We start from the raw sequence: 13,744 nt of genomic DNA, 5'->3' as shown, positions 1-13,744 counted from the left end.
CCTAGCCTCGGCTCAGGTCACGCGCAAAGGAATGGTTTTTATCGCCCGGCATACACGCGATGAATGATGTTCAGTCGAGCGGCTGCCAGTCGAACTGCAACTCGCCCTCGCGATGGGCGAAGCGGTTGAGATGGTCGGCCACCACCTGCTGCATCCGGGAAAGATCGCCCTCGCCCTCGATCCGGCAAGTCACTTCCAGCGCAGCATCGGACGCGGCCAGTTCCACCGGCCCGAACGGAAGCGCCACCTTTCCGGCATGCGGATCGAACGAGACTTCGAACTTGTGGCCCCAGTGCTTGCATAGCTGCTGGAGATAACGGCTGGCACTGGCGGTAGGAACAACGGCACGGCTGGCAGGCATGGAGACTCGCTTTCAAGATCAATTTCGTTACGTCTAAGATATATCTTTGAATGCGCCCGTCAAGACCCTGATTCAAACTTCGCGACGATCCCCGGTTGACGAACCCGCGTCCGCCGTGGCAAGCGCCCGCCATCGCAGCCACGCCGTTCGAAGCGCGCTGACCCTGAGCGGGTATAGCATAGTGGTAATGCACTAGCCTTCCAAGCTAGCTAGGCGGGTTCGATTCCCGCTACCCGCTCCAACTTCCAGACCGCAAGCGTTCGCCACCGTCTGGACAAACCCCCGATATTCGCGGTATTTACGGGCATCGAAGGCCGGTTGCGTTCGGATGCGTTCTTGGCGGTGCGCCCATCGGATGGGGGTATCATTGGGGGGTACTGAGAGACGGCCAACGCAATACCCCCATCGCAGGGGGTATCATCGGAGGCAGTGCGGTGGCTCTCACGGATATGGAGATCAAGGCGAAGGCCAAGCCAGGCGCGAAGCCGTTCAAGCTGTCAGACGGCGCGGGCATGTTCATGCTTGTGACGCCAGCCGGTGGCAGGCTTTGGCGCTTGAAGTACCGAATCGACGGGCGCGAGAAGTTGCTCGCCTTGGGCGTCTACCCAGACGTGACCTTATCCGAAGCCCGCAAGCGCCGGGACATGGCCAAGGCAGAAATCGCCAACGGACTTGATCCTTCGCGGGAAAAGCAGCGCGAGAAGGTCAAGGCACGGCTCCAAGCAGCAGACACCTTCACGGCCATCGCGGCCGAATATGCAGCGAAGCGGAAGCGGGACGGTGAAAAGGGCTGGGCTCCGGCTACGGCTGTCAGAAGCGAATATCTCCTCTCACTCCTTAATCCCAGCATAGGCCGCCTGCCCATTGCCGATATTGAACCGGCTGACGTGCTCGCGGCGATTCGCAAGATTGAGAACAAGGGCAACTTGGAAAGCGCGCGCCGCACCCTCCAGCTTGCCAGCGCGGTATTCAGGTATGCGGTTGCGACCGCGCGCCTTCGCTCAGATCCGACGCGCGACTTGCGCGGTGCCCTCACTACTCCGACCGTCACGCACTACGGCGCGATCACCGATGCAAAGCGGGCGGGGGAACTCTTGCGCGCGATCGACGGCTATGACGGGCAGGTCCTGACCAAAATTGCCTTGCGGCTAGCCCCCCACGTCTTTGTCCGTCCCGGCGAGTTGCGACATGCCGACTGGAGCGAGATTGACCTCGACGGAAGTGTCTGGAGCATCCCAGCCGGAAAGATGAAGGCGAGGAAGCCGCACCACGTTCCCCTATCAAGTCAGGCCGTCGCAATCTTTCGCGAGGTGCGGGAGATCACCGGGCCGGCAGGTTTCGTGTTTCCCTCAATCCGCTCTCGCACCCGTCCAATGAGCGAAAACACGATCAACGCGGGCCTTCGCCGTCTGGGCTATTCCAGCGATGAAATGACCGCGCACGGCTTCCGCTCTATGGCTTCCACGCTCTTGAATGAGAGCGGCAAGTGGAACCCTGATGCGATTGAGCGCGCCCTCGCCCATGGCGACAGCGACAAGGTGCGCGCCGCCTATCACCGCGGCGAGTATTGGGCCGAACGTGTCGCAATGGCGCAATGGTGGTCGGATTACCTCGACACGTTGCGCACGGGTGCGGATATCGTGCCCTTTCCAGACCGGGCGACCGGCTAACTGTTCACGGGCTTGTCCCGATGAAGCGGGGGGCGCGGCAACTGGACCACCGCCGCGCGCCCCCTATCACCAACCGGCAACCAAGGAGCCGAATCGATGAATATGCACCAAGTAGTCACCCCAGCCGCTTCCGTCACGGGCCAAGGCATAGCCGCTCTTGCAGCCGCTTCGATGGAATGGCGCAACCCTGCCAATGCAGAGGCTCGAGCGGATTGGGATCGGGCAATCGGCGAACTTCTCGTCTGGGAATCCCTGATGATGGCCGAACAGGAATTCGGCGAACTTTCCCGGCGTTGGGATGCACATGACCTCACACTGATGAGGCAGGTCCAACCTGCAGAACTTGAAGCGTCATATCTGGCCGTCACCGACGCTGAGGAGCGGCACAGGGTCAACAATTTGAGGCCCTATTGGGATGCAATTCGGAAGGTTCTGAAAACCCCGGCCCCCGACCCGTTCGCCGTGCGGCTCAAAGTAGCGCTGATCATGGAGCACGAAATGGATAACGATTCACAGATCGGTGACGCTTTCAAGATCATCGCAGACGACAGCGCAGCATTGCAAGCAGCATGGGCGCATGTGGCCGCATGAACATGACGGCGCGGCCGGGCAACCAGCCGCGCCCAATCCCGGGGCACCAATGAGCGACGATGCTGAGAACTCCGGCTTCACGCCCGCCGAAGCCATGTTGCTAAATGCCGAAGCCTTGCGCGCACTCTGGGGCCTAGCACGAAACGGAAATGAGAGCATCGCACGCCTTCTCGAGTCTGGCGCGCCAATAAACGATCTTGTCCGCCTCGAATTGGTGGATGCACTCAGAGGTAAAAGTTCAGGAGGTGTGTCTATCAGCTTGGATGGACACGATGCCCAAGCTTCGCGAGTTGAGGCGCTCCAGATTAGACGGCAATGGTACGCTGACGGCTTACGAGCGAAGCCCTATCGCGACACGCATGGCGTGGTTGATGGCTTTATAATCGCCGCGGAAAACAATGGGCACGATGACACCTATTGGAGAAAACGGTACTACTACGCCAAGAACTGCGACGACTGGATAGAAGCGGCCAAGCTGCAAGGCGGGATGTTTGCAAGTATCGGTGATGGAGCATTAAGAGATATTTGGCATTGGTCGGCCATATCGGCTGGAGGTTGGAAAAAGCCGTCTCCGCCCACCGTCCAAGAGTACGAACGAACTCTATTGCAGCGAATTCACCACATAAAGCCCTACCTGCAGGCGGAGTTTCCGAACCTAGCAGATGCCGATATCAACGATATCGTTGTCCAGATGCTTTCACTCTGGGAACTCCGACCACCTGAAACCCCTTAGATCCGGGGTTTCCCGCTAACTGGAAATTGGCCGCCCTAGATAGGTTAGCGGGCGCGAGCGATCATCTCCGAACATCAACGGAGGTGAATTCATGCCCAACACCGCTACCGATACCGCAAGCAGCATCCGCCCGCGCTGGGCCGATGGCCGCACCGTCGAAGCTGTCTATCCCGGAATGCTCCGGAAGACGCGCCGCTATGAACTCCTCAACGCGGGGGTTATCAAGGCCAAGAAGGTCGGCCGCACTACGTTGTTCGACCTCGAAAGCATCGATTCTTACATTGCCAGCCTGCCCGATTACGGCAAGGCCGCCTGATCGATGGCCGCGCCTCTCGACCCGCGCGACAGGATCGAAATCGTTGAACTCGCCCACAGCGTGCGCATCGACATTCACGCGGTGCACCCGGCCTCGGGCGAGTATCAGCAGCTAGATCCCGTTCATGAGCCGACCTTGGAGCGAGCACGCGCGAGAGCGGCATTCATCGCGAAGGCGACCGGCTTTCCGATTGTGGAGAAGCTGAAGGGCGGACCTGCATGACCGTGGAGTCCTCGCCCCTTGTCGCCGCCTTTCGTCGCGAAGCCCTCGCCATCCTCGACCGCCGCGAACCGAAAACGCAGCGGGTGCCGGTGCGGGACGGTCATATCCTTATCCAGCCGCTCAGCCGGGGCGTGCGCCTCGACGTGATGGGCCGCGATGATGCTGGCAAGGCCATCCGACTGGCGACAACGCACTATCCGAACCTCACCCAGGCGCGATCGATGGCTCGCAAGTTGGGCGCCCGGATGGGTGTGCAGGTCCGGGAGGCGAAGCGGTGAAGGCGTTCAAACTCCCTCCGTTGCGCTCGGGCGATTGGCTCGCCGTGACCTTGGAGACGCTGGAAAGCGCGGGCGTGACCGTCTGGAGCGTGACAGTGCGGGGCCGCTCGGGCTCGCCGTGTCGCCGTTGGTTCGGGGACCAAGCGCACGCCTTGGCCTACGCCCTCGACCAGTCCGAAACGCGCCGACTTCCCTTTTTTGACCTCAGGGACGGCGAGACTGCGTAATGAGCCAAGGGCCGCAGAAAGCCGACCACCGGGGCAACTTCATAATGATCCCCCGCGCCGTGCTGGATAGCGCGGCATGGCGGCACGCTTCCATGCGGGCTCGTGCGGTCCTGCAGGTGCTATTGTTCCACCATGACGGCTGGAACAACGGCAAGATTGCAATTGCGGTCAAGCAGATCGGGAAGTCCCTCAATAATCAGAACCACGCCGCCAACGGGCAAGCATTGGCCGAACTGATCGAACTCGGCTTTTTGGAATGCACAAGCGGTGCCGACCATGGGCAGGCGAAGGCCCGGACCTATCGCATCACGTTTGTTTCAACCGGAGAGGGGAAGCGCAGCCAAGCCGCGACGAACGAATACCAGTCATGGCGACCTGCAGGGCGGACAAAGCGCGGCTTCGGCCCAAAGCAGCCAGCCGAACCGATGAAATTCGGCGGTGCGGTTTCCGCAACGCGAGACGTGAAATCCGTTGCAGCTACCGCACCGCAGGTGAAATTTCACGATGCGAATACCGCAACGCTGAAACCCGGAATTGCTGACTTTTCGACCGATTCCAGCGTTGCGACTATCGCACCCTTTCTAGTTAACCAGTCTTCCCCCGTTCAACGGGTCTCTCCGGTCTCTGGAATTTCACCATCTCAGAGGGGTGATTCCATCGTGGCCCCCCTCGATGAACTTCGGGCTTGGACTCGTGATGCCATCGCCAAAATAGGCGGTGCGAAATTGCTTGCGAAGGATGCCGGCATTCCGGAAGCGACCTTGAGCCGGTTCAAGAACGGCAAGGGCCTCCCCGGCCACTATCACGTCAAGCTGCAGGAAGCGTGCGGACGTGCCCTCCCCTATCGCAAATGGAAGGACGCCGCCTGATGCCGCGCCTCGCCGCAAAATTTCAGCGCTCCGATTACGCAGGCCCCTACCGTGCGTTTGGCAAGGCCATTGATCGCAGAATGGAACTCGCCGCACTGGAGGCGACCGACAGGGCCGCCAAGGTTGCGGTGCGATCGATCCGGGAGGCCATGGCAGGCGCAGGGCTCGGGCGGCTGGGCAACGGGCTTGGCTCAGCCTCGGACCTCAGCAGCGGCCGGGGCATTCACAGACGCGAGGCAGGCGGCTGGAGCGCATCGGGCACCGTGTTTGTCAGGTCCCGCTCTGAGCGCACGCGAGGCGCGGTTGAAAGCTACACCTCGGGAAGCGAGATCCGGCCGACCCGTGGCAGGTGGCTTTGGGTCCCGACACCGGACCTGCAGCGCGTGGCAGGCGGCAAGGGACAGCGCCAACGCGTCACACCCGGAAGTTGGGATAATCTTGGGCTAGATCGCCGGATTGGCCCTCTCGTGCTGCTAAAGTCGGTCAACGGCTTCCCCTTGCTCGCCGTGCGGGGCGCCGGGGTTGCAGCGACAGGCGCGACCGGCTCGGCACGCTCCCTGAAGAAGAACGGCCAGGCACGGCGCGGGGCAGCTTCTGACCCCCATTCGTGCCCAACCTCTCACGAAAAGGAACAACAAATGTCTGAAGACCTTTCCCGCTTCACCGGGCCTGTAGGCGGTTCGTCCCGCCTCGCCGCACAGCGCGCAAAAGCGGCTGGCGTGTCCCCTGCCCAAGTTGGCCTTGCAAGCGCTCTGGCTCGTGCTGCAGCATCGGGCGGCAAGCTCGACCTGTCAGCGCGGGATATCGTTGCGGGCCTCGACGCCAAGACCAAGGCCGAAGTGGCTGCGATGATCGCGCCCAAGGTGGACACCAAGGCCGAACGCGCCAAGGCACAGCAGAGCGAACGCCAGCGCTGGGCATCGGTGTTTGCCGGGCAAGCCAGCCAGGGCCGCGAACGGCTCGCCGCCGCGCTTCTGGCTCATGGTGACAACTACCCGGCCGCAAACATCCTCAACGCGCTCAACGTGTCGCCTACCGATGCTGAGCGCGAACAGCAGGCACAGGCCAAGGCGGACCCATGGGGCAACGTCATTGCCAAAATGAAGCCTCAGGCCAGCCGATAATCGACACTGCGAATTGAAGGACACCGAAACATGACTGCCATCTATGACCGCGCCGCTCTCGATCTTGCCGCGCTCACCTTTGACCACGAGAACCAGGCACTTGCCGACATGGCCGCGGAGGGCGAGCGCATCTCGGCAGCGATCACCAAGGCCGAAACCCGCCTCGGTGAAATTCAGGGGCAGCTTTCCGCAATCCTGCAGGACCGCATGGCCGACAAGCGCGCCGCCGTGGCCGTGGCGGATGCCCTCTTGGGGGAAGCTGATGCAGCGCAGGCGGCCGGAACCATGGTCAAGGAACGCGACCTCAGGGACGAACAGAACGCCTTGCGCGCTGGCATTCGCGAACTGCAGGACCGAAGCCGGGAGAACTCGGACGCCATGGCTCGGCTCAAGGGCGCGGCGTTGGGCAAAGTTGTGCCGGCACTTCGCCCTGTGGTTGACGATCTACTTGCCGAAGCGCGGGCAGCGGCTGACACGATCGGGCGGGTTTATGCGACCGTGGCGGGTATTACCGCAGGCGCTCGGGGCTTCACCGCCGAAACCGAAATGCTCGGCCAGGCGCTGGCAAAGCTGATGCGCTCCGAACTCATCCCACGCCGTGACGTGCTCCCGGTCCCGGACAGCGTGGCAGAGATGCTCACCCCTCTCGCAAGCAAGGGCGTTGCAGCGGCCGGCAATGTCCCGTCCCGCATCGGGGTGCCTGAAGATATCGCGACAACCTCCCTCATTGCTGCGATGGCGGCAAAGCAGGCAATGGGATGACCGAATAGGCCCGGGAGTTTCGGCTCCTTTCGCTACCGGGCCGGGGAGGCGGCAAGGCCCAAGGTGCCCCTCCCCAACCTCTAGCCCTCGAGTGTGCCCGCTCGGGGGCTTTTTCGTGCCCTCAGAACTCGAACTCGAAACTGTATCGATCCCGAAAATGGGGGCGGCGAACGATTTTTGCGGTCCTTCAGCGCTTAGGGTCCCGAAATGCTGCAGGTAGGACCCGCGATTCTGACGCTAGACGAAGTGACCAACCGCCATTGCAGTCGGTCCGAATGCCAGCCCTAGGAGCAGCACGACACATCCCGTGGATGCGCCAGCATCGGCGGACACTGGCGTAATCTGACCTGCCTGCGCTTGGCGGCGCATCTCAGATATGACGTTATCAACCTTGCTCTTGGCCTCGCCGAAGAGATCCAGTGCGACTACCTGCCCACCGCGGACGTTTTGCTTGGCCGCTCCTGCCACTTCGAACAGATAGGGCGCCACCTCTCGATAGATGATAGACCCGCTTACTCCGGTCCATGAACCCATGGTGACACCAGTCGTGAACGTGATTGTTCCAGCTGAATCATCAGCCGCGTCAACGCGATAATTGCAGGCGTGGACAGCTGCTTTTCCGAGCGCCGCCATCATCTCTCGTGTTGCGATGAATTTGCCCTCGCTCAGGGCTAGACGTTCCGGGGCCCGCGCCGTGCCATCGCTCACAACAACTGGAGCACCACAGCCGGGGCAAGAACTGGCTTGATCGGAGATGTCTTTACTGCATTCCGCGCATTTGATTAGTGCCATGGTGCTACCCCCGAATAGTCAAACGAATCGTCTGGACTAGATGACAGTGCACTACATGCCGCATGCAAACTGCAACCGAAACTCAAACTATCGCTGCGTCTCCACCGTCACGCTCGATTGTTCGGAAACCGCAGTTTCCCGCGCATCTCGGGAATGCAGACTGCCACCGACTCCAGCCGATTTGCGCTGGACTGCTTGCAGTCTGATCGCAGCCATTCGCTTATCGCGTTGGGGGTAGCAGATCACGCGAGGGGGTATCATTGGGGGTATCCTGAAAAATACCTCCCCTCATAACTCCTATTTCACTGGCTTTTCATGCCATTTCGCGGTTCCCGCTACCTCCAACTTCCCACCTCGCACAGCCGGGCAGCAGCTACTTCTGGCACTTGGCGCAGAAGAACGTCGAACGCCCGCCTTGGACGATCCGCTCCACCGCTGCGCCGCAGCTGCATGGCTCGCCCTCGCGGCCATAGACGCGCCAGTCCTTGGCGAAATAGCCCAGTTCGCCATCGGGCCGGGCATAGTCGCGCAAGGTGGAGCCGCCCGCCGCGATCGATTCCTCCAGCACTTCGCGGATGGCCGGGACCAGCAGGCCCAGCGCCTTGCGCGAGACCTTGCCGCCCTCGCGCTCGGGATGGATGTGCGCGCGATAGAGCGCTTCGCAAACGTAGATATTGCCGAGCCCCGCCACGATCCGCTGATCCAGCAGCAGCAGCTTCACCGCCGCAATGCGATCCTTGAACGCGGCGGCAAGGTGGCCCGCCGTCAGCCCCGGCCCCAGTGGCTCGGGTCCCAGCGCAGCAAACTGCGGCCATTGATCAAGCGCTGCGTCATCCACCAGATCGACGGAACCGAACCGCCGCGCATCGTTTAACGAAAGCACGCGGCCCTGCGCCGTCTCCAGCACAAGGTGATCGTGCTTGCCGATGTCCTCAGGATCGATTCGCCAGCGCCCCGACATGCCGAGGTGGAACACCATCGTCCGCTCGCGGTCAGTATGGATCAGACCATACTTCGCCCGCCGCGACAGCCCTGTCACCCGTGCTCCGGTCAGGCCTTGCGCAAGGTCTACCGGGAAAGGCCGCCGCAAGTCCGGCCGGTTCACAGCCACGCGGGTGATGACCTGCCCATCGAGCACGGTTGCAAGACCTCGCACGGTCGTTTCTACTTCGGGCAATTCGGGCATGTCGCCATCACCCCTAACAGTCTTTGCCGTCCGGGCAATTCCCCACTAAAGGGCCAAGGCATGAGCACCACGGAAACCGCACAAGAAACCGCCTCGTTCGGCTACGAAGACATCCCGGCAGACCAGAAGGAAGAGCGCGTCGGCGCGATCTTCTCGAACGTCGCGCGCAAGTACGATGTGATGAACGATGCGATGTCGGTGGGCATGCACCGCCTGTGGAAGGACAAGTTCGTGCGTCGGGTGCGCCCCCAGCCGGGCGAAGCGATTCTCGACATGGCGGGCGGCACAGGTGACATCGCCTTCCGCATGGCCAAGCATGGTGCGCAGATCACCGTGTCCGACATCAACCAGGACATGCTCGATGTGGGCATCGAACGCGCTACCAAGCGCGGCATCGAAGGGTTGGAGTGGTCGCGCCAGAACGCCGAGGAACTGACGTTCCCCGACCGCGTGTTCGATGCCTACACCATCGCTTTCGGCATCCGCAACGTGACCCACATCGACCGCGCCCTTGCCGAAGCGCACCGTGTGCTCAAGTTCGGCGGCCGCTTCTTCTGCCTCGAATTCTCGACCACCGAGTGGCCCGGCTTTTCCGAAATCTACGACGCCTATTCGCACAAGCTGGTGCCCAAGCTCGGCCAAATGATCGCGGGCGACGAAGACTCCTACCGCTACCTGATCGAATCGATCCGCCGCTTCCCGACGATGCCGGACTTCGAGAAGATGATCCAGGCCGCCGGGTTCAAGCGCACCCGGGTCGAGCCGATCCTCGGCGGTCTCGTTGCAATCCATTCGGGCTGGAAGGTCTGAGCGTTTGACCCTTCCCGCCACGCATATTCGCCGCCTGCTCGGCTGGGGCCGCACGCTTGCCCGCCACGGCGCGCTGCGCGGGATCGAGAACGATCCGAACACGCCTGCGCCGGTACGCACGCTGTGCAAGGTGGCGCGCTTCGGTACGCTCCAGCCGAAAACCCCGGACTATGCCGGTGCCTTCCGCGCCATCGGCCCGGCCGCGATCAAGCTCGGCCAGACGCTCGCCACCCGGCCGGACCTTGTCGGCGAGGAAGCCGCGCACAACCTGCTGGCCCTGCAGGACAACCTGCCCCCGGTCGCCTTCACGCTGATCCGCAAGGAAATCGAGAGCACGTTCGGAAAGCCGCTCGAAGCGCTGTACTCCTCGTTCGATCCCGAACCCATCGGCGCAGCTTCGGTCGCGCAGGTCCACCGCGCGGTGACGACCGAAGGCCGCAAGGTCGCGGTCAAGATCCTGCGCCCCGGCGTGCGCGAGAAGTTCGCGCGCGACATCGATACCTACGAATGGGCCGCCGCCCATCTCGAAGCCTTCGGCGGCGAGGCCTCGCGCCTGCGCCCGCGCATGGTCATCGCCAACTTCAAGCGCTGGACCGTGCGCGAGCTGGACCTGCGCCGCGAAGCTGCCTCGGCCTCGGAACTCGCCGACACGATGCGTGCCCACGCAGGCTACCGCGTGCCCGACATCGACTGGGACCGCACCAACGGCCGGGTGATGACGCTCGACTGGATCGACGGCATCAAGATCAGCGATGTCGATGCGCTCGACGCCGCAGGCCATGACCGCAAGAACCTCGCCCAGCGCCTCGTCCTCGCCTTCCTCACCCAGGCGATCAGTGGCGGCTATTTCCACGCCGACATGCACCAGGGCAACCTGTTCGTCGAACCCGATGGCACCATAGCCGCAATCGACTTCGGCATCATGGGCCGGATTGACCGTCGCGCCCGCCAGTGGCTTGCCGAAATCCTCTACGGCCTGACCACCGGCAACTATCGCCGCGTCGCCGAAATCCATTTCGAAGCGCAATACGTGCCGAGCTACCACTCGGTCGACGAATTCGCCACGGCCCTGCGCGCGGTGGGTGAACCGATGCGCGGCAAGCCTGTGTCCGAACTCTCGGTCGGCCAGATGCTCGATGGCCTGTTCGCCATCACCCGCGATTTCGACATGCAGACACAGCCGCACCTGCTGCTGCTGCAGAAGACGATGGTCATGGTCGAAGGCATCGCCACCCAACTCGACCCTGAAATCAACATGTGGGAAACCTCGGCCCCGTTCGTCCGCGCATGGGTGCGCGATGAACTCGGCCCCGAAGCCGCCATCGCCGACCGCATTCGCGAGGACACGCAGACGCTGCTGCGCATCCCCGACCTCATCCGCCGCATTGAGGACCGCTTCCCCCCCAAGGGCGGCGCACCCGAAGCCCCGCCGCTGCCGAAGATCGAGCTGATGTGGCAGCGCAAGCGCCGCAAGCGCGGGCCCGGCCTGCTTGGCCAGATCGTCACCTTCCTCGCCGGCGGCGCATTGGTCATCGGCACCCACGCGCTGGGCTGGTGGGGCTGAGAAGGCCGCCATCTTGCCGCACAGACTTTCGCACCTGCGCGTCCCCAAGCGCCATTTCCACGCGCTGGACCTGTCGCGCCTGCTTGCCGCAATCATGGTGCTGTTCTGGCATTACCAGCACATCTTCGTGCCTCCGGTGCCGTACCATGTGAACGTCAACCGCGCGATCCAGCCGTGGTACGAATGGCTCAGCTGGTTCTACAATCACGGCCACACCGCCGTGCAGTATTTCTGGGCGGTCTCGGGCTTCGTTTTCGCCCACGTCTATCTTGCCGACACCAACTACAAGGCCCGCTTCTGGCTCGCCCGCGTGGCGCGCCTCTGGCCGCTGCACCTGCTGACGCTCGCGCTCATGGCCATCCTGCAAGGCCTGTACCTTGCCCGCAACGGCACCGAGTTCATCTACCACGTAAACGATATCAAGCACTTCCTGCTGTCGATCCCCCTGATGCAGTACTGGGGCTGGCAGGAGGACCAGTCGTTCAACGGCCCGTCATGGTCGCTCTCGACCGAGATTCTGGCCTATCTCGTGTTCTTCGTCAGCATCCCGGCCCTGCGCCGCGCACCGCTGGCGCTCGCCCTGCCGATCGGCGCGCTGATGCTCTGGGCCATGCTCAGGAACGCGCCGAACAAGGACGTCCTCGCCTGCATCGGTTACTTCTTCCTTGGCTGCGCGGCCTATGGCGCCACGCTGAAAGGCTGGTTGCGCCCGGCCACTCTGCTGCCACTGGGCATGGCCCTGCTGGCCAGCGCCTTCCTGCTCAAGGCCGACTACCGCAGCGGCGATGCCGCTACCATCGCGGGCACGTTCTCGGTCCTGTTCCTGACCCTGGCGCTCGATCTCAACGACGACGATCACAGGGAGGGGGGTAGTCGCCTCAAGTTCGGCCAGAAGCTGGGCGATGCCTCCTACGGCATTTACCTGTGGCACATCCCGATCCAGCTGACGCTGGTCCTGATCATCGACGCCACCGGCCTCACCCGCGACATCGCCCGCGAGCCGTGGTTCCTGATCTTCTACGTGAGCCTTGCCATCGCCACCGGCTTCGTCAGCCACGCCCGGTTCGAACGCCCCGCCCAACGCGCCATCTTCGCGCTCTGGGCGCGATGGAAGGCACGGGCCAATCCCGTCGACAAGGAAAAGCCATGACCCCGTTCGAACTTCTCGCCCCGACCTATCTGCAGATGCTCGCCGCACTGTCGAACTGGCTGGACAAGGCCGAACGCGAATTACCTGTTGCGCAAGTGACTGCGCTGCCTTCAGCGCGGCTTGCGCCCGACATGTTCCCGTTCTCCACCCAGATCCGCTTTGCCTGCGCGCAGGCGCTGGAAGGCGTCCACCGGCTGCAGGGGATTGCCTTGCCACCCTTTCATGCGATCCTGCTGGAGGAAGGCCGCAACGCCGGGGAGCGGCCGGGATCGCTGGGCGACGCACGGGCAAGGATCGCCGAGACCATTGCGCTGGTATCGGCGTTGTCCGCAGGCGAAGGCGCCGACGGCACCGCTGCGATCGCACACGCGCTTCCCAATGGCATGGTGTTTGACCTGACCGCGGACCAGTACAGCCGTGACTGGGCGCTAGGGCAGTTCTACTTCCACATCATGATTGCCTACGCCATTCTTCGTCATCTGGGCGTCAGTCTGGGCAAGGCAGATTACGTCGCGCATATGTTCGCGTATCTCCGGCCCGGGACGAGGCCCACGGCCTGACCGGATCATAGCCCAGGCAGGAAGGCTTGCGGCGTCACCCCGCAATCTCGCCCAGCTTGTGATGCGGCAGCATGCGCCACGCTGCCAGCATCAGCACCACGTGCGCGGCTTCCACCGCCATCGGCACCTGCCACCCCGGATAGGGACCGGTCAGCACCAGATCGAACGCGCGGCCCACGAACGAGGTCCCGAACAGCAGCGCCGGGACCAGCATAAGGTCCGCGTTCCTGCGCCACGCGCCCCACATCATGCAGAACGCCGCCACGCCAAAGAACGAGGTGAAGTCTGCGCGGATCGTCGAGACGCCGCCAAGGCCCGTCGCGGCAATGCCGAAGCCCGTCGCCGCCTGCTCCGGTCCCGTCAGGAAGCCGATAGCCAGGAACAGGTCGAACAGACCTGCAAGGAACACCAGCGCCGTCAGTATCAGTCTCATCACACCATCCCCCGTTCTCGTTTGTTGCGAACTGTGCCGCATCGGCGCTCCGCACGCAAAAGGATTGCGCGAGCGCGCCCACCATTGCACAAGCGC

18 protein-coding genes and 1 tRNA gene are annotated in these 13,744 nt (G+C 62.9%); 15 read left to right on the top strand and 4 right to left on the bottom strand.

What is annotated here, in order from left to right; translation table 11 throughout:
* Positions 1 to 70: 70 nt before the first annotated feature.
* On the bottom strand, positions 71 to 361 hold the full coding sequence (locus ACZ1JX_RS17095) for a DUF2218 domain-containing protein (protein ID WP_465124691.1): 291 nt from the start codon (positions 359 to 361) through the stop codon (positions 71 to 73).
* A gap of 167 nt (positions 362 to 528) precedes the next feature.
* On the opposite strand from ACZ1JX_RS17095, the gene ACZ1JX_RS17090 reads away from it, so the two are divergent.
* The 11 genes from ACZ1JX_RS17090 (at position 529) to ACZ1JX_RS17040 (ending at position 7,153) form a co-directional block, all read left to right on the top strand.
* Positions 529 to 602 (top strand) — tRNA-Gly (locus tag ACZ1JX_RS17090).
* Positions 603 to 795: 193 nt separating this feature from the next.
* Positions 796 to 2,031, top strand: a complete 1,236-nt coding sequence (locus tag ACZ1JX_RS17085; protein WP_465124690.1) for a tyrosine-type recombinase/integrase — start codon at positions 796 to 798, stop codon at positions 2,029 to 2,031.
* Positions 2,032 to 2,127: 96 nt separating this feature from the next.
* A complete protein-coding gene (locus ACZ1JX_RS17080) occupies positions 2,128 to 2,622 on the top strand; it encodes a hypothetical protein (protein ID WP_465124689.1) in 495 nt (164 codons plus the stop codon).
* A 49-nt stretch (positions 2,623 to 2,671) separates the two neighbouring features.
* The gene (locus ACZ1JX_RS17075) at positions 2,672 to 3,355 is read left to right on the top strand and encodes a hypothetical protein (protein WP_465124688.1); all 684 of its coding nucleotides are present in this window, start codon (positions 2,672 to 2,674) and stop codon (positions 3,353 to 3,355) included.
* A gap of 91 nt (positions 3,356 to 3,446) precedes the next feature.
* Positions 3,447 to 3,671: a hypothetical protein gene (locus tag ACZ1JX_RS17070; RefSeq protein ID WP_465124687.1), complete on the top strand. Its 225-nt coding sequence runs from the start codon at positions 3,447 to 3,449 to the stop codon at positions 3,669 to 3,671.
* 3 nt (positions 3,672 to 3,674) lie between these two features.
* Positions 3,675 to 3,893, top strand: a complete 219-nt coding sequence (locus ACZ1JX_RS17065) for a hypothetical protein (protein WP_465124686.1) — start codon at positions 3,675 to 3,677, stop codon at positions 3,891 to 3,893.
* Entirely contained in the window at positions 3,890 to 4,171 is a 282-nt protein-coding gene (locus ACZ1JX_RS17060; RefSeq protein WP_465124685.1) for a hypothetical protein, read from the top strand. The genes ACZ1JX_RS17065 and ACZ1JX_RS17060 overlap by 4 nt, the downstream gene beginning before the upstream one ends.
* Complete coding sequence (locus tag ACZ1JX_RS17055) at positions 4,168 to 4,398, top strand: hypothetical protein (RefSeq protein ID WP_465124684.1); 231 nt, start codon at positions 4,168 to 4,170, stop codon at positions 4,396 to 4,398. The genes ACZ1JX_RS17060 and ACZ1JX_RS17055 overlap by 4 nt, the downstream gene beginning before the upstream one ends.
* The gene (locus tag ACZ1JX_RS17050) at positions 4,398 to 5,267 is read left to right on the top strand and encodes a hypothetical protein (protein WP_465124683.1); all 870 of its coding nucleotides are present in this window, start codon (positions 4,398 to 4,400) and stop codon (positions 5,265 to 5,267) included. The genes ACZ1JX_RS17055 and ACZ1JX_RS17050 overlap by 1 nt, the downstream gene beginning before the upstream one ends.
* On the top strand, positions 5,249 to 6,391 hold the full coding sequence (locus ACZ1JX_RS17045) for a hypothetical protein (protein WP_465124682.1): 1,143 nt from the start codon (positions 5,249 to 5,251) through the stop codon (positions 6,389 to 6,391). The genes ACZ1JX_RS17050 and ACZ1JX_RS17045 overlap by 19 nt, the downstream gene beginning before the upstream one ends.
* Before the next feature lie 30 nt (positions 6,392 to 6,421).
* On the top strand, positions 6,422 to 7,153 hold the full coding sequence (locus tag ACZ1JX_RS17040) for a hypothetical protein (protein ID WP_465124681.1): 732 nt from the start codon (positions 6,422 to 6,424) through the stop codon (positions 7,151 to 7,153).
* Positions 7,154 to 7,390: 237 nt separating this feature from the next.
* Here the strand turns inward: ACZ1JX_RS17040 and ACZ1JX_RS17035 are convergent, their stop codons facing one another.
* Together ACZ1JX_RS17035 and mutM are read right to left on the bottom strand one after the other, a co-directional pair.
* Positions 7,391 to 7,945 (bottom strand): hypothetical protein, encoded by a 555-nt coding sequence (locus ACZ1JX_RS17035; RefSeq protein WP_465124680.1) that lies wholly within the window; start codon positions 7,943 to 7,945, stop codon positions 7,391 to 7,393.
* A 373-nt stretch (positions 7,946 to 8,318) separates the two neighbouring features.
* Positions 8,319 to 9,131: a bifunctional DNA-formamidopyrimidine glycosylase/DNA-(apurinic or apyrimidinic site) lyase gene (gene mutM / locus ACZ1JX_RS17030; RefSeq protein WP_465124679.1), complete on the bottom strand. Its 813-nt coding sequence runs from the start codon at positions 9,129 to 9,131 to the stop codon at positions 8,319 to 8,321.
* 60 nt (positions 9,132 to 9,191) lie between these two features.
* Between mutM and ubiE the strand changes: the two genes are divergently transcribed.
* From ubiE to ACZ1JX_RS17010, 4 genes are read left to right on the top strand one after another with little or no spacing between them, the layout of a single operon-like run.
* Positions 9,192 to 9,941: a bifunctional demethylmenaquinone methyltransferase/2-methoxy-6-polyprenyl-1,4-benzoquinol methylase UbiE gene (gene ubiE / locus ACZ1JX_RS17025; protein WP_465124678.1), complete on the top strand. Its 750-nt coding sequence runs from the start codon at positions 9,192 to 9,194 to the stop codon at positions 9,939 to 9,941.
* A gap of 4 nt (positions 9,942 to 9,945) precedes the next feature.
* Positions 9,946 to 11,505: a 2-polyprenylphenol 6-hydroxylase gene (gene ubiB, locus ACZ1JX_RS17020; protein ID WP_465124677.1), complete on the top strand. Its 1,560-nt coding sequence runs from the start codon at positions 9,946 to 9,948 to the stop codon at positions 11,503 to 11,505.
* Between the two features lie 13 nt (positions 11,506 to 11,518).
* Positions 11,519 to 12,655: an acyltransferase family protein gene (locus tag ACZ1JX_RS17015; protein WP_465124676.1), complete on the top strand. Its 1,137-nt coding sequence runs from the start codon at positions 11,519 to 11,521 to the stop codon at positions 12,653 to 12,655.
* Entirely contained in the window at positions 12,652 to 13,215 is a 564-nt protein-coding gene (locus ACZ1JX_RS17010) for a DUF1993 domain-containing protein (RefSeq protein WP_465124675.1), read from the top strand. The genes ACZ1JX_RS17015 and ACZ1JX_RS17010 overlap by 4 nt, the downstream gene beginning before the upstream one ends.
* A 34-nt stretch (positions 13,216 to 13,249) precedes the next feature.
* Here the strand turns inward: ACZ1JX_RS17010 and ACZ1JX_RS17005 are convergent, their stop codons facing one another.
* The gene (locus ACZ1JX_RS17005) at positions 13,250 to 13,648 is read right to left on the bottom strand and encodes a hypothetical protein (RefSeq protein ID WP_465124674.1); all 399 of its coding nucleotides are present in this window, start codon (positions 13,646 to 13,648) and stop codon (positions 13,250 to 13,252) included.
* Positions 13,649 to 13,744 lie beyond the last annotated feature (96 nt).

The sequence above is a fragment of the Novosphingobium sp. BL-A-41-Hi4A-0G genome, assembly GCF_055521735.1.
The sequence above is the reverse complement of the archived record's forward strand: the minus strand, read 5'-3'. Positions and strand labels throughout refer to the sequence as shown.